The 18,202-nt window shown below is 62.7% G+C and carries 20 protein-coding genes; 13 read left to right on the top strand and 7 right to left on the bottom strand.

All coding sequences use genetic code 11. The annotated features are described in order from the left end of the window. Positions 1-2: 2 nt before the first annotated feature. Positions 3-644: a response regulator gene (locus tag ACRRNM_RS08315; RefSeq protein WP_435627763.1), complete on the bottom strand. Its 642-nt coding sequence runs from the start codon at positions 642-644 to the stop codon at positions 3-5. Beyond that, positions 641-1,765, bottom strand: a complete 1,125-nt coding sequence (locus tag ACRRNM_RS08310) for a histidine kinase (protein WP_435627762.1) — start codon at positions 1,763-1,765, stop codon at positions 641-643. The genes ACRRNM_RS08315 and ACRRNM_RS08310 overlap by 4 nt, the downstream gene beginning before the upstream one ends. 161 nt (positions 1,766-1,926) lie before the next feature. Between ACRRNM_RS08310 and hisC the strand changes: the two genes are divergently transcribed. The 11 genes from hisC (at position 1,927) to tatC (ending at position 8,519) form a co-directional block, all read left to right on the top strand. Further along, on the top strand, positions 1,927-3,036 hold the full coding sequence (gene hisC, locus ACRRNM_RS08305; protein WP_435627761.1) for a histidinol-phosphate transaminase: 1,110 nt from the start codon (positions 1,927-1,929) through the stop codon (positions 3,034-3,036). Next, positions 3,029-3,616 (top strand): imidazoleglycerol-phosphate dehydratase HisB, encoded by a 588-nt coding sequence (hisB, locus tag ACRRNM_RS08300; RefSeq protein ID WP_435627760.1) that lies wholly within the window; start codon positions 3,029-3,031, stop codon positions 3,614-3,616. Before hisC ends, hisB begins: the two co-directional genes overlap by 8 nt. A 6-nt stretch (positions 3,617-3,622) precedes the next feature. After that, positions 3,623-4,258: an imidazole glycerol phosphate synthase subunit HisH gene (gene hisH / locus ACRRNM_RS08295; RefSeq protein ID WP_435627759.1), complete on the top strand. Its 636-nt coding sequence runs from the start codon at positions 3,623-3,625 to the stop codon at positions 4,256-4,258. A 66-nt stretch (positions 4,259-4,324) separates the two neighbouring features. Continuing rightward, entirely contained in the window at positions 4,325-5,077 is a 753-nt protein-coding gene (hisA, locus tag ACRRNM_RS08290; protein ID WP_435627758.1) for a 1-(5-phosphoribosyl)-5-[(5-phosphoribosylamino)methylideneamino]imidazole-4-carboxamide isomerase, read from the top strand. A 3-nt stretch (positions 5,078-5,080) separates the two neighbouring features. Further along, positions 5,081-5,839, top strand: coding sequence for an imidazole glycerol phosphate synthase subunit HisF (hisF, locus tag ACRRNM_RS08285; protein WP_435627757.1), 759 nt, complete (start codon positions 5,081-5,083; stop codon positions 5,837-5,839). Between the two features lie 199 nt (positions 5,840-6,038). Continuing rightward, the gene (gene hisI, locus ACRRNM_RS08280; protein ID WP_435627756.1) at positions 6,039-6,428 is read left to right on the top strand and encodes a phosphoribosyl-AMP cyclohydrolase; all 390 of its coding nucleotides are present in this window, start codon (positions 6,039-6,041) and stop codon (positions 6,426-6,428) included. Positions 6,429-6,439: 11 nt separating this feature from the next. Beyond that, complete coding sequence (locus tag ACRRNM_RS08275) at positions 6,440-6,763, top strand: phosphoribosyl-ATP diphosphatase (protein WP_435627755.1); 324 nt, start codon at positions 6,440-6,442, stop codon at positions 6,761-6,763. 2 nt (positions 6,764-6,765) lie between these two features. Next, positions 6,766-7,113 (top strand): histidine triad nucleotide-binding protein, encoded by a 348-nt coding sequence (locus ACRRNM_RS08270; RefSeq protein WP_435627754.1) that lies wholly within the window; start codon positions 6,766-6,768, stop codon positions 7,111-7,113. 80 nt (positions 7,114-7,193) lie between these two features. Further along, entirely contained in the window at positions 7,194-7,433 is a 240-nt protein-coding gene (gene tatA, locus ACRRNM_RS08265; protein WP_435628658.1) for a Sec-independent protein translocase subunit TatA, read from the top strand. Next, on the top strand, positions 7,426-7,782 hold the full coding sequence (gene tatB / locus ACRRNM_RS08260) for a Sec-independent protein translocase protein TatB (protein WP_435627753.1): 357 nt from the start codon (positions 7,426-7,428) through the stop codon (positions 7,780-7,782). Before tatA ends, tatB begins: the two co-directional genes overlap by 8 nt. After that, positions 7,782-8,519 (top strand): twin-arginine translocase subunit TatC, encoded by a 738-nt coding sequence (gene tatC / locus ACRRNM_RS08255; RefSeq protein ID WP_435627752.1) that lies wholly within the window; start codon positions 7,782-7,784, stop codon positions 8,517-8,519. The genes tatB and tatC overlap by 1 nt, the downstream gene beginning before the upstream one ends. A 6-nt stretch (positions 8,520-8,525) precedes the next feature. Here tatC and ACRRNM_RS08250 read toward each other — a convergent pair whose 3' ends face one another. Then, entirely contained in the window at positions 8,526-9,683 is a 1,158-nt protein-coding gene (locus tag ACRRNM_RS08250; protein WP_435627751.1) for a Do family serine endopeptidase, read from the bottom strand. 39 nt (positions 9,684-9,722) lie between these two features. Here ACRRNM_RS08250 and ACRRNM_RS08245 point away from each other — a divergent pair, with 39 nt between their 5' ends. Continuing rightward, positions 9,723-10,469, top strand: coding sequence for a Nif3-like dinuclear metal center hexameric protein (locus ACRRNM_RS08245; RefSeq protein WP_435627750.1), 747 nt, complete (start codon positions 9,723-9,725; stop codon positions 10,467-10,469). 95 nt (positions 10,470-10,564) lie between these two features. On the opposite strand, the gene ACRRNM_RS08240 is transcribed toward ACRRNM_RS08245, so the two are convergent. Further along, the gene (locus tag ACRRNM_RS08240; protein ID WP_435627749.1) at positions 10,565-10,780 is read right to left on the bottom strand and encodes a YgaP family membrane protein; all 216 of its coding nucleotides are present in this window, start codon (positions 10,778-10,780) and stop codon (positions 10,565-10,567) included. A 454-nt stretch (positions 10,781-11,234) separates the two neighbouring features. On the opposite strand from ACRRNM_RS08240, the gene ACRRNM_RS08235 reads away from it, so the two are divergent. Further along, positions 11,235-12,881 carry a methyl-accepting chemotaxis protein gene (locus tag ACRRNM_RS08235; protein WP_435627748.1) on the top strand — a complete coding sequence of 549 codons (1,647 nt, stop codon included), beginning with the start codon at positions 11,235-11,237 and terminating at the stop codon, positions 12,879-12,881. Positions 12,882-13,024: 143 nt separating this feature from the next. On the opposite strand, the gene ACRRNM_RS08230 is transcribed toward ACRRNM_RS08235, so the two are convergent. From ACRRNM_RS08230 to ACRRNM_RS08220, 3 genes are read right to left on the bottom strand one after another with little or no spacing between them, the layout of a single operon-like run. Beyond that, on the bottom strand, positions 13,025-13,666 hold the full coding sequence (locus ACRRNM_RS08230) for a CerR family C-terminal domain-containing protein (RefSeq protein WP_435627747.1): 642 nt from the start codon (positions 13,664-13,666) through the stop codon (positions 13,025-13,027). Beyond that, on the bottom strand, positions 13,663-15,081 hold the full coding sequence (locus ACRRNM_RS08225) for an efflux transporter outer membrane subunit (RefSeq protein ID WP_435627746.1): 1,419 nt from the start codon (positions 15,079-15,081) through the stop codon (positions 13,663-13,665). Before ACRRNM_RS08225 ends, ACRRNM_RS08230 begins: the two co-directional genes overlap by 4 nt. Beyond that, positions 15,074-18,199, bottom strand: a complete 3,126-nt coding sequence (locus ACRRNM_RS08220; protein WP_435627745.1) for an efflux RND transporter permease subunit — start codon at positions 18,197-18,199, stop codon at positions 15,074-15,076. Before ACRRNM_RS08220 ends, ACRRNM_RS08225 begins: the two co-directional genes overlap by 8 nt. Positions 18,200-18,202 lie beyond the last annotated feature (3 nt).

Genomic DNA, 18,202 nt, shown 5'->3' with positions numbered 1-18,202 from the left:
TGTCACTTCTTGGCTTCCACCAGGTTGTGCGCGATGGCGTAGTGGACCGCCTCGGCGTTGTTCTTGAAGCCCATCTTCTCCAGCATGCGCGCGCGGTAGACGCTCACCGTCTTGGGGCTGAGCGCCATGATCTCGGAGATTTCGGTGAGCGACTTGCCGGAAGCCATCAGGCAGAGCGTCTGGTATTCGCGGTTGGAGAGATTCTGGTGCATCGCCTCCTGCGACTCGCCGATCAGGTTGCTCAGCAGCTGCTCGGCCAGCGGCGCGCTGATGTATTTCTTGCCGCCGATGACCTGCTGGATCGCGCCGACCAGTTTCTCCGGGGCGCTCTGCTTGTTGATGTAGCCCATCGCGCCCGCCTTGAGCGCGCGCACGCCGTATTGCTCTTCGGGGTACATGCTCAGCACGATGATCTTGACGTCCGGCTGCTCGGTCTTGAGCTGCTTGAGCACGTCGATGCCGTGCTTGTCCGACAGGGAGATGTCCAGCAGGATCAGGTCGAAATGCTGCTTGCGCGCCATGCTGATGGCCTGCTGTCCGGTCTCCGCCTCGCCGGCGATGTGGAAGTCCGGGCCCTCTTCGAGCAGCATCTTCAGGCCTTTGCGGATCAGGGCGTGATCGTCCACCACGAGGATGTTGATCATATCGACGCATCCCCGAAAAGCGCCTGCTGCGGGGTTTCTTCCATGAGCGGGACGAAGATGGCGATCTGCGTGCCCACGCCCAGCGTGCTGGCGATCTTGACCGTGCCGCCGAGGTGCGCGACGCGCTCCTGGACGCCGCGCAGGCCGAAGGAGCGCGGCTTGTTGCGCGCCGCCTCGCTGAATCCTACCCCGTCGTCGGAGAGGATCAGCTCGAGATGGTCGGTGCCCTTGACGATCTCGATCTGCACATGTTTGGCGTGGGCGTGCTTCAGGATGTTGTTCAGCGCCTCCTGGCAGATGCGGAACAGGGTGATCGAATACGCCTCGGGCAGTTCGATGTTGTCCTGCGATTTGACGATGGTGCAGGGGATGCCGCTGCGTTTGCTGAACTCCTGCGCCTCGATCTCGATCGCGGCGATGATGCCGAAACAGTCGAGGAAGCCGGGGCGCAGCCGGTGCGCCAGATGGCTTGCCGAGTTGATCGCGCGGTTGACCAGTTCCTCTATGGTCTTGGCCTTTTCGGTGAGTTTGGGGGTGTCCTTGGGGAGGCGCTGGATTAGCCAGGACAGGTCCATCTTCATCGCGGTGAGCAGGCTGCCGATCTCGTCGTGCACCTCGCGCGCGATGCGCAGCCGTTCCTGTTCCTTGGCATCCTGGATGTGCGAGGAGAGTTCCAGCAGCTGATGCTGCACCCGCTTGACTTCGAGTTCGCCGAGCTTGCTCTGCGTGGTGTCGAGGATGATGCCTTCCCAGCGCGGCAGGCCGTTCGGCATGCTCTGTGGCGTGGCGCCCAGGCTGATCCACTTGGTCTCGCCGTCCGGCAGGGTTATGCGTCCCTCCCAGTTCCAGAAGCACAGGGTCTGCGCCGATTTTTTCAGGGAGTCCAGCAGCGAGGGAGTGTCATCGGCATGGATGAGCCTCAGGAAACTGGAGGCATCGTTCTGCAGCTCATGCGGCGGGAAGCCGAACAGCGCCTGACAGCCTTCGCTGACATAGGGGAAGGTGAAGGAGCCGTCTTCCTGCAATTCAACCTGGCAGGCCATTCCCGGCAAATTGGCGATGAAGCCCTGCAGTTTGTCGGGGGACGGGCTGGCCGGTGGATTATGGGGGCTTGGAGGCATCTGTTTCGTTCGGTTAAGCGGGGTTCTCGACGTAACGGCAGCTTACTACATCAGAATGAGGAGCGGCAATAATCACGGCTGCCCCGATGCGTATCTGCACCGGAGTTTGTGATAAGCTGCGCGCCATCGTGATGCCACTCGTTTATTGAGCGATTCATTTCATGCCCTCCGCTGCTTCTCTCGCCGGCGCCCTGCTGCGCCGCGAAATCCTTGATTTGCATGCTTACCATGTGCCGGACAGCGCAGGCTATATCAAGCTGGACGCGATGGAGAATCCCTATTCCTTGCCGCCCGAGCTGTGCCGTGAGATCGCCGATGCGACCGCCTCCGCCGCCATCAACCGCTACCCCGATCCCGGTGCTGCCTCACTCAAGGAGAAAATCCGCGCCCTGCTCGGCTTGCCGGGCGGCATGGAGGTGCTGCTCGGCAACGGTTCGGACGAGCTGATCCAGTTGCTGGCGCTGGCGCTGAACAAGCCCGGTGCAACGCTGCTGGGCGTGGAGCCGTCGTTCGTGATGTACAAGATGATCGCAACCTTCACCGGGATGCGTTATGTGGGCGTCCCCTTGCGGGCAGCGGATTTTTCGCTGGACCTGCCGGCGATCCTCGATGCGATCGAGCGCGAACGGCCCGCGCTGGTCTTCCTCGCCTACCCGAACAATCCCACCGGCAACCTGTTTCCGGCGGATGCCGTGGCGCGGATCATCGAGGCGGCGCCCGGCCTGGTGGTGGTGGACGAGGCCTACTATGCCTTTGCCGCCGACAGCTTCATCCCGCGCCTCGCGCGCTATCCGAATCTGCTGGTGATGCGCACCTTCTCCAAGCTCGGCATGGCGGGGCTGCGCCTGGGCTTTCTGGCGGGCGATGCGGCATGGCTCGGACAGCTGGAAAAACTGCGCTTGCCGTATAATGTCGGCGTTTTGCCGCAATTGGTCGCCGAAAAATTACTGGAGCATCACGAGGTGCTGTTGCAGCAGGCGGAGCAGATCAAGCTGGCGCGCGCTGAGCTGTACCGGCAGTTGGGCGGGATCGCCGAGGTGCGGGTTTATCCCAGCGAGGCGAACTTCCTGCTGTTCCGTGTGGCGAACGCCGCGCAGGTGTTCGACGGCCTGAAGCGGCGCAGCGTGCTGATCAAAAACCTGCACGGCGGACACCCGATGCTGAACGACTGCCTGCGCGTGACGGTCGGCACACCGGAGGAGAATGCGAAGTTCATGGTTGCATTGCAGGACACCCTTAAACAAATCGCACAAGGCGAAAATCATGCGTAGCGCGAAAGTTTCACGCAACACCCTGGAAACCCAGATCGTCGTCGAGCTGAACCTGGACGGCAGCGGCCAGGCCAAATTCGATACCGGCTTGCCGTTCCTCGAGCACATGCTCGACCAGATCGCACGGCATGGGCTGCTGGACATTGAGGTCCTCGCCAAGGGCGATCTGCATATCGATGCGCACCACACGGTGGAAGACATCGGCATCACGCTCGGCCAGGCATTCAACCAGGCAATCGGCGACAAGAAGGGGCTGCGCCGCTACGGCCATGCCTACGTACCGCTGGACGAGGCGCTTTCGCGCGCGGTGGTGGACATCTCCGGCCGCCCCGGCCTGGTGTTCAACTGCGACTTCGTGCGCGGCAGCATCGGCGAGTTCGAGGTGGACCTGGTCAACGAGTTCTTCCAGGGCTTCGTCAATCACGCGCTGGTCACGCTGCATCTCGACAACCTCGCGGGCAGCAATGCCCACCACCAGGCCGAGACCCTCTTCAAGGCTTTCGGCCGCGCCCTGCGCATGGCGCTGGAGTTCGATCCGCGCATGGCCGGCGTGATGCCTTCCACCAAGGGAACGCTATAGGTTGAAATGGTAGATGTCGCCGTTGTAGATTACGGGATGGGCAACCTGCGCTCGGTCGAACAGGCCCTGCGCAAGGTGGCGCCCGGCGCCGGAATTGCCGTGACCGATGATGCGCAGGTGATCGCAAACGCCGGGCGCGTGGTGTTCCCCGGCCAGGGCGCGATGCCGGACTGCATGCGCGAGATGGATACGCGCGGCCTGCGCGATGCCGTGCTGCAGGCCGCGCGCGACAAGCCTTTCCTCGGCATCTGCATCGGCCTGCAAATGCTCTTCGAGCACAGTACCGAGGGCAACGTGGCGGGACTGGGCGTGCTGCACGGCGAGGTCGTGCGCTTCGCTTCCGACCTGAAGGATGCGCAGGGCAACCGCCTCAAGGTGCCGCACATGGGCTGGAACCGCGTGCATCACGGCGACCATGCGCTGTGGGCTGGCATCCCGCAGGATGTGCGCTTCTACTTCGTGCACAGCTATTATGTATGCCCGAGGGATGCGGAACTGGTGCAGGCGGCCAGTGACTATCCGCAACCATTTGTCTGCGCGGTGGCGCGGGACAACCTGTTTGCGGTGCAATTCCACCCGGAAAAGAGTGCGCGCGACGGGTTGCAGTTGTTGAAGAATTTCGTGGAGTGGCAGCCGGGGTAAAGGCTTGCGTCCGCAGATTACCGGTCGTTGTTTTTTGATTAACTTTTTTGTTTGATTAGTGAAACCATGCTGATTATTCCCGCGATTGATTTGAAAGACGGTCATTGTGTGCGCCTCAAACAGGGCGTGATGGAAGACGCCACGGTGTTTTCCGAAGATCCCGCCGCGATGGCGCGGCACTGGCTGGAGCAGGGCGCGCGCCGTTTACACCTGGTGGACCTGAACGGCGCGTTCGCCGGCAAGCCGAAGAACGAGGCCGCGGTGCGCAGCATCATCGAGGCGATGGGCGACAGCGACGTGCCGGTGCAACTGGGCGGCGGCATCCGCGACCTGGAAACCATCGAGCGTTACCTCGACATCGGCGTGAGCTACGTCATCATCGGCACGGCCGCGGTCAAGGTGCCGGGCTTCCTGCACGAGGCCTGCGACGCCTTTCCCGGCCACATCATGGTCGGGCTGGATGCCAAGGGCGGCAAGGTGGCGGTGGACGGCTGGTCGAAGCTCACCGGGCACGACGTGGCGGACCTGGCGCAGCGCTTCGAGGGCTACGGCGTGGAAGCGATCATTTACACCGACATCGGGCGCGATGGCATGCTCTCCGGCGTGAATATCCCGGCCACCGTCGGGCTCGCCGGCCCGCTGCATGTGCCGGTGATCGCCAGCGGCGGCATCACCAACCTCGACGATGTGCGCGCCCTGTGCGCGGTGCAGTCCGAGGGTATCACCGGCGCGATCACCGGCCGCGCAATCTATGAAGGTACGCTGGATTTCCGCGCGGCGCAGGCGCTGGCCGACGAACTGACCGGAGCGAAGCAGTAATTCATGCTGGCGAAGCGTATCATTCCCTGTCTCGATGTGACGGCGGGGCGCGTGGTCAAGGGCGTGAGCTTCGTCGAACTGCGCGACGCCGGAGATCCGGTGGAGATCGCGCGCCGCTACGACGAGCAGGGCGCGGACGAGCTGACTTTCCTCGACATCACCGCGAGTTCGGACGACCGGGGCATCATCTTCCGCATCATCGAAGACGTCGCCTCGCAGGTGTTCATCCCCCTGACCGTTGGCGGCGGGGTGCGCGAGGTCGGCGACGTGCGCAACCTGCTGAATGCCGGAGCGGACAAGGTCAGCATCAACACCTCCGCGGTGCTCAATCCGCAACTGGTTGCGGATGCCGCGGGGCGCTATGGTTCGCAGTGCATCGTGGTGGCGATCGATGCCAAGCAGGTGGGCGCTAATCGATGGGAAGTGTTTACTCACGGTGGGCGCAAGGCCACTGGTCTGGATGTCGTGGAGTGGGCGAAAAAAATGCAGGGCTTGGGTGCGGGGGAAATTCTGCTGACCAGCATGGACCGGGATGGGCAGAAGAACGGCTTCGATCTCGCGCTGACGCGCGCGGTGACCGACGCACTGGAAATACCGGTGATCGCCAGCGGCGGCGTGGGCAACCTGCAGCACCTGGCCGATGGCGTGAAACTCGGCGGGGCGGACGCGGTGCTCGCGGCGAGCATCTTCCACTTCGGCGAATATACCGTGCAGCAGGCCAAGGAGTTCATGGCGCAACAGGGAATCGAGGTGCGGTTATGACACGGTGCGCGAAAGCGACGGGTGCGGGACAACGCAGTTGCGGTGCAGGCTCATGCGCACAGCGCGTGATGCCGGAGCCAATAACCGCATCGCACCTCCTGATGGAACTACTAGCCATTCCACTAAGCCAGCAAGCTGGCAAGTGGCTGGTTATCCCGCAAACGGCTGGCTGCGCCAGTAACGTGTCGGAGGTGCGGTTATGAGCGAGGCGTGGCTGAACAAGGTGAACTGGTCCGCAGACGGGCTGGTGGCGGCCATTGCGCAGGATGCGGCGACCGGGCGGGTGCTGATGGTGGCGTGGATGAACCGCGAGGCATTGAAGCTGACCTGGCAGAAGGGCGAGGCGGTGTACTGGTCGCGCTCGCGCAAAAAATTGTGGCACAAGGGCGAAGAATCCGGGCATGTCCAGCGGGTGAAGGATATCCGTATGGACTGTGACGGCGACGCGATCCTGCTGCAGATTGAACAACAGGGCGGCATCGCCTGTCATACCGGGCGCGAGAGCTGTTTCTTCAGTCATCTGGAAAAAGGCCGGTGGGTGGAAACAGACGCGGTGCTGAAATCTCCCGATGAGATTTACAAGAAATGAGCACGGAAAACATGAACCAGGATATTTTGCAGCGGCTGACGGAAACGCTGGAGGCGCGCAAGCAGGCGTCGCCGGAGAGTTCCTATGTCGCCAGGTTGTTCAGCAAGGGCGAGGATGCCATCCTGAAGAAGATCGGCGAGGAGGCCACTGAGATGATTCTGGCCAGCAAGGGGGGCGACCGGACCCACTTGGTGTATGAAACCGCCGATTTGTGGTTTCATTGTATGGTGCTGCTGGCCAAACATGGCCTGAGCGCGGACGATGTGCTGAACGAACTGGCCCGCCGCGAGGGCCTGTCTGGCATCGCCGAGAAGGAAAGCCGGAAGAAGGACTGAGCATGAGCGACTGTATTTTTTGCAGGATAGCGCGCGGCGAGATTCCCTGCCGCAAGGTGTACGAAGACGACGAGGTGCTGGCGTTTCACGACATCAACCCGGTCGCGCCGGTGCATTTCATGCTGGTTCCGAAGCTGCACCTGGCTTCGTTGGCGGAGGCCGAATACGGTCACGCCGCCCTGCTGGGCAGGATGCTGGTGCTGGCTCCGAGGCTGGCGAAGGAGCAGGGCCTGGAAAACGGTTTCCGCACCGTGATCAACACCGGCAAGGGCGGCGGGCAGGAAGTGTTTCACCTGCACATCCATATTATCGGCGGCGGCAGCATCCCGCCCATGGTGCGGCGCAGTTAACCAGCGACTAAGGCAGCGTTTTTTGCTGCCTTGGTCGAATGGTTATGCAAAGCTGACGGTCAATTTTTGAGGAGAACATGATGGGTGGATTTAGCATTTGGCATTGGCTGATCGTATTGCTGGTCGTCGTCTTGATATTCGGCACCAAGAAGCTGCGCAACATCGGCAGCGACCTGGGCGGCGCAGTGAAGAATTTCAAGGAAGGTGTGCGCGATGACGAGCCCAAGCAGGCGCAACAGGACGGGCAGGGCGGCAAGGTCATCGAAGGCGAAGTGACGTCGAAGACGCAGGCAAAGGACAAGTCAAACACGAATGTTTGACTTCGCGTTCTCCGAACTGGTGGTCATCCTGCTGGTGGCGCTCCTCGTCATCGGGCCGGAGCGGCTGCCGAAAGTGGCGCGCACGGCGGGGCACCTGTGGGGGCGGATGCAGCGTTACGTGCACAGCGTCAAGAGCGACATCGCCAACGACATGGCGATCGAAGAAGCCAAACAGTTGCGCAGCACCATCGGCAAGGAAATCACCGCCATCGAGCAAGCCACACTGGAAGCCAGGATGGCGATCGAGCAGAAAGTTCTGGATGCCCAGATGGGCAAAACCACCGACGAGTCCGATGAGACTGAGCCTCCTGCCGCACAATCCTCCACCACCCCAGGCAAGCCGGTTTGATGGGCACCAGTGAAAGCTTCATCGCGCACCTGATCGAATTGCGCAAGCGCCTGCTGAACGTCACCGTGGTTCTGCTGCTGGTGTTCATCTGCCTGTTTCCGTGGGCTTCCGACCTCTACGCCCTGCTGGCGCAGCCGATGCTGGCGAAGCTGCCCAGGGGCGGGCAGATGATCGCCACCGATGTCACCACGCCGTTCTTCGTGCCGCTCAAGGTTGCGATGATGGCCGCCTTGCTGATCGCGCTGCCTTACATCCTCTACCAGATGTGGCGCTTCGTCGCCCCCGGCCTGTATGAGCACGAGAGGCGCCTGGTTGTGCCGCTCATCGTCGCCAGCACGCTGCTGTTCTTCTGCGGCATGGCGTTCGCCTACTTCGCGGTGTTTCCGGTGATATTCGGTTTCGTGGTCGGGGCGGCGCCGCAGGGCGTGGCGGTGATGACCGACATCGATAAATACCTCAGCTTCGTACTCGGCATGTTCGTGGCATTCGGGGTCACCTTCCAGGTGCCGGTCGCGGTCGTGCTGCTGGTACGCATGGGAGTGGTCAGCGTCGAGAAGCTCAGGGAAGTCCGCTCCTACGTGATCGTCGGCGCATTCATTGTCGGCGCGATTTTCACCCCGCCGGACGTGGTGTCGCAATTCATGCTGGCGATTCCGCTGTGGCTGCTCTACGAGGCGGGCATCGTGGTCGCCTCGTGGGTAGGCAGCAAGGGCAGGGCAGAAGAAGCCCAGCCCTGACGGGCATCACTCCTCCTGTGGCCTGGGTTTTGGCCGCTTGCCGATCTTCACCGGCAGATTCATCGCCGCGCCGTTGCGCATCAATCTGGCCGTGACCATCTTGCCGGGCGGCAGATTGGCCACCGTTTCCAGCATGGTGTTCCAGTCGACGATGGCGGTATCGTCTATCGCAACCAGCAGATCGCCGGCCTTGACGCCGGCCTGATCCGCCGGGCTGTTGCGGATGACTTCGGTGATCAGCACGCCCCTGGTGTTGCCGAGCCGGAAGGATTCGGCCAGCTCTGGAGTCAGTTCCTGCACCCCCGCGCCGATCCAGCCGCGCGTCACGGAACCGGTCTGGATGATCTGCTCCATGGTCTTCTTGGCGATGCTCGCGGGGATGGCGAAACCGATGCCGAGCGAGCCGCCGTTCGGCGAATAGATCGCGCTGTTGATGCCGATCAGGTTGCCGTTCACATCCACCAGCGCTCCACCCGAGTTGCCGGGATTGATCGCGGCGTCGGTCTGGATGAAATTCTCGAAGGTGCTCAGTCCCAGATGGTTGCGCTTGAGTGCGCTGATGATGCCCATCGTGACGGTCTGCCCCACGCCGAACGGGTTACCGATGGCGACCACGATGTCGCCCACCTGCGCGCGCTCCGGGTGGCCGAAGGTGATCGCGGGAAGCTTGCCGGGAAGTTCGACCTTGATGACGGCGATGTCGGTCTCCGGGTCCGAGCCGATCACATGCGCCCTGGTCTTGCGGCCGTCCGCCAGCGCGACCTCGATCTCGTCGGCCGCTTCCACGACATGGTGGTTGGTCAGGATGTAGCCGTCGGGGCTGACGATCACGCCGGAGCCCAGGCTGGAGCTGCTCTGCGGCTCCATCTCGCGCGGGTCGCCGAAGAAGAAGCGGAAGCGCGGGTCGTCCATGAAGGGATGGAGCGGCGTCTTGATGACCGTGCTGGTGAAAATGTTCACGACGCTGGGCATGGCCTTCTGCGCGGCGGCGCTCACGCCCGCGGTGGGTTTGCCATCCGTCGCCTGCGGCGCGCTTTCCAGCAGCGTGACCACTCCGCTACGCGCCGCGCTCGGCAGCAGCTCCGGCTTGAGCGTCTGAACGATGAACAGCAGCGCCAGCACGATGGTGACCGCCTGGGTGAAGAAAAGCCAGTATTTACGCATGGTATGATGGACGCGCCTGTTTCATGTCGAAGGAAAGTCATGCTGCTCAATGAATTGCGCGATTATAACGCAAGCCTGCTGCAAACCGCCCTGTTCAAGGACTACTGCCCGAACGGTCTGCAGGTGGAAGGGCGCGCGGAAGTGCGGCGCATCGCCACCGGCGTGACTGCCTCGCAGCAGGTGCTGGATGCGGCGGTCGCGTGGGGTGCGGACGCGATCCTCGTGCACCACGGCTACTTCTGGCGCGGCGAGGAGGCCGCGATCACAGGCATCAAAAAGCGCCGCCTCGCCCAGCTGCTGCGCAACGACGTGAGCCTGCTGGCCTACCACCTGCCGCTTGATGCGCATCCGGAGCTGGGCAACAACGCACGGCTCGGCAGGCTGCTCGGGATCGTGGAACAGGGCCGGTTTGGCGAGCAGGGTATCGCGTACATCGGCGAGCTGGCGTCCCTGCAGACGCTTGCAAAATTCGCCACGCGGATCGGGCAGGCGCTGCAGCGCATCCCGCAGGTCATCGGCGACGATGCTGTGAGCGTCCGCAAGGTGGCATGGTGCAGCGGCGGGGGGCAGGGCTACTTCGAGGCGGCCATCGCGCAGGACGCGGACGTCTTCGTCAGCGGCGAGGCTTCCGAGCAGAGCTTCCATCTCGCGCAGGAGAGCGGCGTGGCCTACATCGCCGCCGGACACCACGCCACCGAGCGGCTAGGCATCCAGGCGCTGGGCGAACACCTGTCCGCGCGCTTCGGCCTGGAGCATCGCTTCTTCGATCAGGATAATCCGGTCTAGGGCGCTTCTTCAATTTAACGGGGGTTCCCAGCTTCCTCCGACTTGCTGGTCTTCCTCTGGCACGCTGCAAGCAAGCATGAGTCTTTGGCTCGTTCCTACTTCTTCTCCTCGCCTTCACAGGTGTTGATCCCGAAAGCTGCGTTTGCAGGGCAGAAGCGCACGATTGCGGTTACCAGCGCTATGGCCGCAACAACCAGCGCCACTATGCGCCAGGTCATTTCGATGGGAGCAGCCAATCCGACAGCGAGCAGCACTACTCCGATAACGATGCGTCCCGTACGATCGATCCCGCCGACATTGCATTTCATCATGGCCTCCTCGTAAAGGTTCATTAAATGGCAAGCATGGTTCGGAATGTTCAGGTAATTAAACGGCAAGAGCGGCGCTTCCGGTGAAACATGCGAGCCTAAACGCTACTGCTCAAGATAACCAAATCGACGAAATATTTGAATAAGCAGTTTCAGGTATTTTTATCGAGAGGGGCGAAGGTATCCGACGCTCTGGATTCGTTGCCGTGGGGATCCGCTTTTGTAGAGGAGGTTTGCGATTGCGATGAGTCGATTTCGACCCAAACCGGATAGCCGGTTTGCACGAGGGCAGGAGCTCAAAAGGTTAATCCATGCAGGTGTGCCAAATTTTTTATGTTAGCGGAGCATAAATAAAATTTTCCTGGGTTAGAATTTGCAGGTAGCGCTTTCAGCAGTTCATATAGCGGGCCACGGGCTATGTACTCGTGTGCTCCTGGTTTTTTTAGGGGGAGTGGTTTTGAAACTATCAATTAAACAGAAGCTGATTTTGTTGGCGGGAGTTTTTCTCTTCGCTCTTGTTGTCATCAGTGTGAGCCTCTTGCTTTCACTGAAAAAAGGCAGCGACTTTTCAGATGCACTGGCTGCCGATCATCTTGCTCCCGTACAAATTATGGGAGATATTCGAACTGTTATCCAGGATGACAGAGCCCAGGCCTTGTTGGTGTTGCAGCACAATCCGGCCATGGCGGCATCGAGCCTGCACGATCATCAGATCGGGTTTCATCTGGATAGAATCGCCGAGAACAAGAAAAAAATCGATCAAGCATTCGAAAAATATGCAAAGCATGGTTTTATTGAGGGTGAGGAAAAATCATTCCGGAAACTCAAAGCGGCACGGGAGGAGCTTGTTGCGAATGGCCTTCAGAAAGTAGTCAAGGCGGTTGGGGAGGGCGACTATGAGCAGGGTACGCTCATTCTGTTGAAGGAGATGAATCCCAAGGTTAAAGATGCGCTCGACGCGGCAGATGAGTTATCCACGCTTCTGGCAAAAGAGACGGCTATTGAGATTCTCGAGCAGAAGGAATCCTACGCCTTTACCCGAAATTTCATCATCACCCTGATCATTATTCTGGTCGGCCTTGGCGTGCTGCTCAGCCTGTGGATTATCCGCTCCATTGCCACTCCGGTGTCGGCGCTTGAATCGGCCATGGTCATCATCACGCAGAACAAGGACTTTACAATGTCAACCGGCGTAAAATCCTTCGATGAAATCGGGCGCATCGCCAGGGCATTCCATGATCTCCTCCGGAAAATGCGGGCAGCGCTGCTCTCCGTAAGGGAGAGCAGTGGCAGTGTTAAAGCCAGTGCCGAGGCCGTTGCCTCGGGATCGTGGAGCATCAGTGACTCGATAGCGCAGCAATCGGAAAAGAGTACGGCAATCGCTGCGGCAATCGAGCAGCTATCGGTATCAATTACCTCGGTGGCAGATTCTGCAAGAAGCAGCGACGAAATTTCGGTGAAAAATCGCGATGCTGCCATGCAGGGGTCTGCGGCGATTGGCGAAGTCCAGCAGAGCATGGAGCGACTGACTCAGAACACCGGACAAACCGCAGTGCTTGTCCAGTCCCTGTCGGAGCGTTCTTCACAAATTAACAGGATAGTGGAAACGATCAAGGGGATTGCGGATCAGACGAACCTGCTGGCGCTCAACGCCGCAATCGAAGCGGCCAGGGCCGGGGAGCAAGGTCGCGGCTTTGCCGTGGTCGCAGATGAAGTCAGAAAGCTCGCTGAACAGACTGGAAAATCCACACAGGATATTTCGGTGATGGTTGCGGAGATACAGCAAGACATCGGCAACACTTGCACTTCCATGGATGAAAACGTGGCGCTTGTCGCCACCTGTCTCGAACTTTCACAGAAAGCAGATGCCATCCTTACCAGCCTCGCAGCGGGGGCCGGTGTTATCAACAGCCATATCAATGAGATTGGACGAGCCGTGAGAGAACAGGACGCGGCCGCAAAAGCGGTAGCAAATTCGATGGAGGGGATTACTCAAATGTCTGAGCAAACCGCACACGCAAGTGAGGCAGTGGCTGAAAATGCCAATGACCTGCGCAGCATTGCGGGCAGCTTGAACGACATAGTTGCGCAATTCAAGGTTTGATCTTTGCCGTTCCCGCGAAAGCGGAAACCCGGTCGAGTCGATGAGCCGCTGCGCCTGTTGGTTCAGCGCCTGCTTGGCATCTTTCGCGCGGTTGCACCTGTAAGGGTGCGCAGCACATTCCACGTTGGAGAGCTTGAGTAAACTCAAGCACTATCCGCGCTTTTCCCCGAGAGATGCGCTACGCCCGCGAGGGAAAAGTCTGCGATGTGTCCGGCCAGCGCCTCGATTTCCTTGCGGCTGTAGCGCAGCCTGGGGTGCAGGCGTTGCAGCACCGGATGCGAGTGGCGGTAATACAGGCATTGGCCGAAGATGCTGTGCACGCAGCGGCGCAACTCGGCTTCCCCGGCATTTTTTTCGGCAATTTCGCGCAGCAGCCTGTAGAGGAATTCATGCAGCGGCGCGATTGCCTCGCGCACGATCTTGTCCAGCGCAGGCGAGGGATCGGCCAGTTCGCGCGCCATCATGCGGCATTGCGAGGAAGGGTTCTTCTCGTCCAGCAACAGCAGCATGAAGTCGCGGATGAACAGGCGCAGGCGTTCCTCGGGGTTTGCGCCGGAATCGAGATTGTCAGCCTGCAACGACCTGAGCTGCGCGAAGTTCAGCGCCTCGGCGAGCAGGTCGTCCTTGCTGCCGAAGTGGTAGCTGACCGCGGCGACGTTCGCCCCGGCGCGGCGGCAGATCTCGCGCACCGTCGCGCCCTGGAAGCCATGCTCGGAGAACGTCTCGCGTGCCGCATCCAGCAGTCGCGCGCGGGTTTGTTCGCTGGCGGACATGCTGGCCGTCATTTGCCTGCTTCCTGCGGCGCGCCCTGCCCCGCGAGCGCCTTGTAGAGTTGCGCGGCGGCCGACAGTAACGTGCGCTGCACCTGCAGCGTGCCCTGTTGCGCGGTGAAGGCTTCGCGCTGCGCGTCCAGCACTTCGAGGTGGCTCGCGATGCCCACTCCGTAGCGCGCCTCGACCAGCTTCAGCCTCCGGCTCTGCGCCGCGGCGTTGGCCTGCTGTGCGGCAAGCTGCTCGGCGAGCTTCTCACGCGCATTGAGCAGATCGGCGACCTCGCGGAACGCCTGCTGGATGGTCTTCTCGTACTCCGCGACCGCGATGACCTTGCGCGCCTCGGCGATATCCACGTTGGCGGAGGTGCGCCCCGCGTCGAACAGCGGCATGCTGATGGCGGGCTGGAAGCTCCACGCGCCGCTGCCCGGCTCGAACAGCCCGGCGAGCGTGCGGCTCGCGGTGCCGACGCTGCCGGTCAGCGTGACGCGCGGCAGGAAGGCGGCGCGCGCCGCGCCGATGTTGGCATTCGCGGCGATCAGCCGCTGCTCGGCGGCCAGCACGTCGGGGCGCTGCAGCAGCACCTCGGCGGGCAGCCCGGCGATCAGGTCGGGGGTGATGCCCTGCTCGGCGAGGCCGCGTGCAGCGGGCAGGTCTTTCATCTGCGCCATCGGCTGACCGACCAGCGTATCGAGCAGGTTTGCAGCGGCGGCCTCCTGGCGTTCCAGATTGGCGCGCTCGGCGACGGCGGCTTGGTACGCGCCGTCCGCCTGCAGGAAATCCAGGTCGCCGGCCACGCCCACGTCGCGGCGGCGCAGGGTCAGCTCGCGGGTTTCGCTACGCGTTCTGGCAGTCATTGCGGCGAGCTGCGCGCGTTCGCGCAGTTCCAGCAGCGACAGGTAGGCATTCGCCACGTCGGCAATCAGCGACAGGCGGAAGGCGCGCTGTGCGGCCTCGGTGGCGAGGTAGCCGGCCTTGGCGGCCTCGCTCAGGCTTGCGACCCGCCCCCAGAAATCCAGTTCGAACGACACCAGGCTGATGCCCACGTCGTAGCGCTGCGTGTGGATCGCATTGGGGCTGAACGCCGACGCGCCCGCCGGGGTCAGCGATGCGTTGCGTCCCGCGGTGGCGCTGAAGTTCGGCAGCCGGTCGGCCTGCTGCACGCCGTAAAGCGCGCGCGCCTCCGCGATGCGAGCCGTGGCGATGCGCAGGTCGCGGTTGTTTTCCAAGGCGGCGGCGATCAGGCCTTGCAGGCGCGGGTCGGGATAATAGCGCTGCCAGTCGGTGTCCGCGACGCGGCGTGCGCCGCCCGGCTGGGCGTTGCCTGGCCACGCGGCGGCGACCGGCGCGGCGGGGCGCTGGTAGTCGGGCGTCATCGAGCAGCCGGCCAGCACCAGCGTGATGGCGGCAATTGCAAATTTCTTACTCATGGCGGTTCTCCTCATGTTCGGCATGCTTGCGTGCATGCCCCGGGAAGATGCGCCGCACCGCCATGAAGAACACCGGTACCAGGAAGATGGCGAGCACGGTGGCGGCGACCATGCCGCCGATGACGCCGGTGCCGATGGCGCGGCGGCTTTCGGCGCCCGCGCCGGTGGAAATGGCCAGCGGGAATACGCCGGCGACGAAGGCGATGGAGGTCATCAGGATCGGCCTCAGGCGCAGGCGACAGGCTTCCAGCACAGCCGCGAGGCGCTCACGTCCCTCGTCTTCGAGACGGCGCGCGAATTCGACGATCAGGATGGCGTTCTTCGCGGACAGCCCGATGATGGCGATCAGTCCGACCTTGAAGTACACGTCGTTGGGCAGGCCGCGCAACTCCACCGCGACCAGCGCGCCGAATACGCCGAGCGGCACGGCGAGCATCACCGCGAGCGGGATCGACCAGCTCTCGTACAGTGCGGCGAGTACCAGGAACACCACCAGCAGCGATACGCCGAACAGCAGCGGCGCCTGCTGGCCGGAGACTTTCTCCTCAGACGAGATGCCCGACCACTCGAAGCCGATGCCCGGCGGCAGCTTCTGCGCGATGGCTTCCATCGCAGCGAGCGCCTCGCCGCTGGACACGCCCGGCGCGGTCGCGCCGGAGATCTTCATCGCCGCGAGGCCGTTGTAGCGGTCGAGCTTGGCCGAGCCCGCCACCCATCTGGTGCTGACGAACTCCGAGAGGCGCACCATGCGTCCCGCACTGTTGCGCACCGAGGTGCGCAACAGGTCGGCTTCGCTGCGGCGCGTCGTATCCTCGGCCTGCATCTGCACGCGCAGCACCCGCCCCTGGCGCACGAAGTCGTTGATGTAGGACACGCCGAGCAGCGATTGCAGGGTGTCGTTGAGGTCGGTGGAACTGATGCCCAGCGTCTCCGCCTTGTCGCGGTCGATGTCGAAGAAGAGCTGCGGTGCGGGTTCCTGGCCTTCGGGGCGCACCGCGGCGAGGCGCTTGTCGCCCATCGCCATGCCCAGCACCTGGTTGCGCGCATCGAGCAGCTTGTCGCGCCCGACCCCGCCGCGGTCCTGCAGCCGGAAGTCGAAGCCGCCGGCCGAGGCGAGTTCCGGGATTGGCGGCGGGTTGATCGCGAACAGCATGGCCTGCTTCATGCGGAAGAACTCCATGTTGGCGCGCCTGACCAGCGCCTGCGCCGAGTTTTCCTTGCCCGGCCGCTCGTCCCAGTCCTTGAGCTTGATGAAGGAGAGCGCCATGTTCTGGCCGTTGCCGAAGAAGGAAAAGCCCAGCACCCCGATCACCTTGTCCACCTGCGGCTGCTTCAGGTAGAACTGCTCGACCGCTTCCAGCACGGCCTGCGACCGCTCGCGCGTCGCCGCGGGCGGCAGCTGGATGGCGGTGACGATGTAGCCCTGGTCTTCCTCCGGCAGGAAGCTGCCGGGCAGCTTCACGTAGGTCCAGGCGGCAGCAATGACGATCACGACGTAGATCGCGAGGGAGCGCAGCAGCCGGCGCATGGTGTAATCGACTCCGCCGGCATAGCGTTCCGTGACGCGCCCGAAGAAGCGGTTGAAACGGCCGTGGAAGCCGCGCTCTGCGCTTGCCGGGTCGTGCCTGAGCAGGCTCGCGCACAGCGCCGGGGTGAGCGAGAGCGCGAGCAGGGCGGAGAATGCCATGGTCACTACCAGCGTGACGGCGAACTGGCGGTAGATCGCGCCGGTGGAGCCGCCGAAGAAGGCCATCGGCACGAACACCGCCATGAGCACCAGCGTGATGGCGATGATCGCGCCGGTGATCTCCTTCATGGCCTGTATGGTTGCCGCGCGCGGGTCGAGATGGTTGGTGCGCATGTTGCGCTCGACGTTTTCCACCACCACGATGGCATCGTCCACCACGATGCCGATCGCGAGCACCATCGCGAACAGCGTGAGCACGTTGATCGAGAAGCCGAAGGCGTACAGCCCGAGCAGCCCGCCCATGAGCGATACCGGCACGACGACGGCGGGAACCACCGTGGTGCGCCAGCTGCCGAGGAACACGAACATCACCAGCACCACCAGCGCCGCGGCCTCCAGCAGGGTCACCACCACTTCGTGGATGGAGAGTTCGATGAAGCGTGTGGTGTCGTAGGGTACCGTCCAGTCCACGCCCTGCGGGAAGTAGCGCGACAGTTCCTGCATCTTGGCGCGCACGCCCTGCGTGGTCGACAGCGCATTCGCTCCCGGCGTGATGCGTATCGCCATGCCGGCGATGGGCTGGCCGTTGAGGCGCGAGGAGCGGCTGTAATCCTGCGCGCCCAGTTCGACGCGCGCGATGTCCTTGAGCCGCACGGCGGAACCGTCCGGATTGGCGCGTACGACGATGTCGCCGAATTCATCGGGCGTGGTGAGGCGCCCGCGGCTGCCGATCACGGCGTTGACCTCCTGCCCCGCTGCTGCCGGCAATTGGCCCACTTCGCCGAGCGGCAGCAGCGCGTTCTGGGCGCGCACCGCGCGGCCGACATCGGCGGGGGAGATGGCATAGGCTTCCAGCCGGTCGGGTTTGAGCCAGATGCGCATCGAATACTCGGTGCCGAACAGCAGCACTTCGCCCACACCGGGCACGCGCAGCAGCGGCTCCAGCACGCTGGCGCTCGCGTAGCTGCCGAGATCGACGGCGTTCAGGCGCCCATCCGGCGAGGTCAGTGCGACCACCATGACGAAGTTGCGCCCGGCGCGGGTCACGGTCACGCCGAGCCGCCGCACGTCGTCCGGCAGTCGCGCTTCCACGCGCTTGATGCGGTTCTGCGCCTCGACCGAGGCGAACTGGATGTCGGTGCCGGGGCGGAAGGTCAGCGACACTTGCCCGGAGCTTACCTGCGAGCTGGACTCCATGTAGAGCAGGTTTTCGATGCCGTTCATCTCCTGCTCGATGAGTTGCACCGCACTCTGTTCGACCACCTGCGCCGATGCGCCTGGGTAGGTGACGGAAATGTTCAGCGTGGGCGGCGCCACCGACGGATACTGCGAGACCGGCAGGGCGCGCAGCGCGAGGATGCCCGAGAAGGTGATGAGGATCGCGATGACCCAGGCGAAGATCGGGCGGTCAATGAAGAATCTGGAGAACATGGG

Source organism: Ferrigenium straubiae, assembly GCF_051257895.1.
Taxonomy (GTDB): Bacteria; Pseudomonadota; Gammaproteobacteria; order Burkholderiales; family Gallionellaceae; genus Gallionella; species Gallionella straubiae.
The sequence above is the reverse complement of the archived record's forward strand: the minus strand, read 5'-3'. Positions and strand labels throughout refer to the sequence as shown.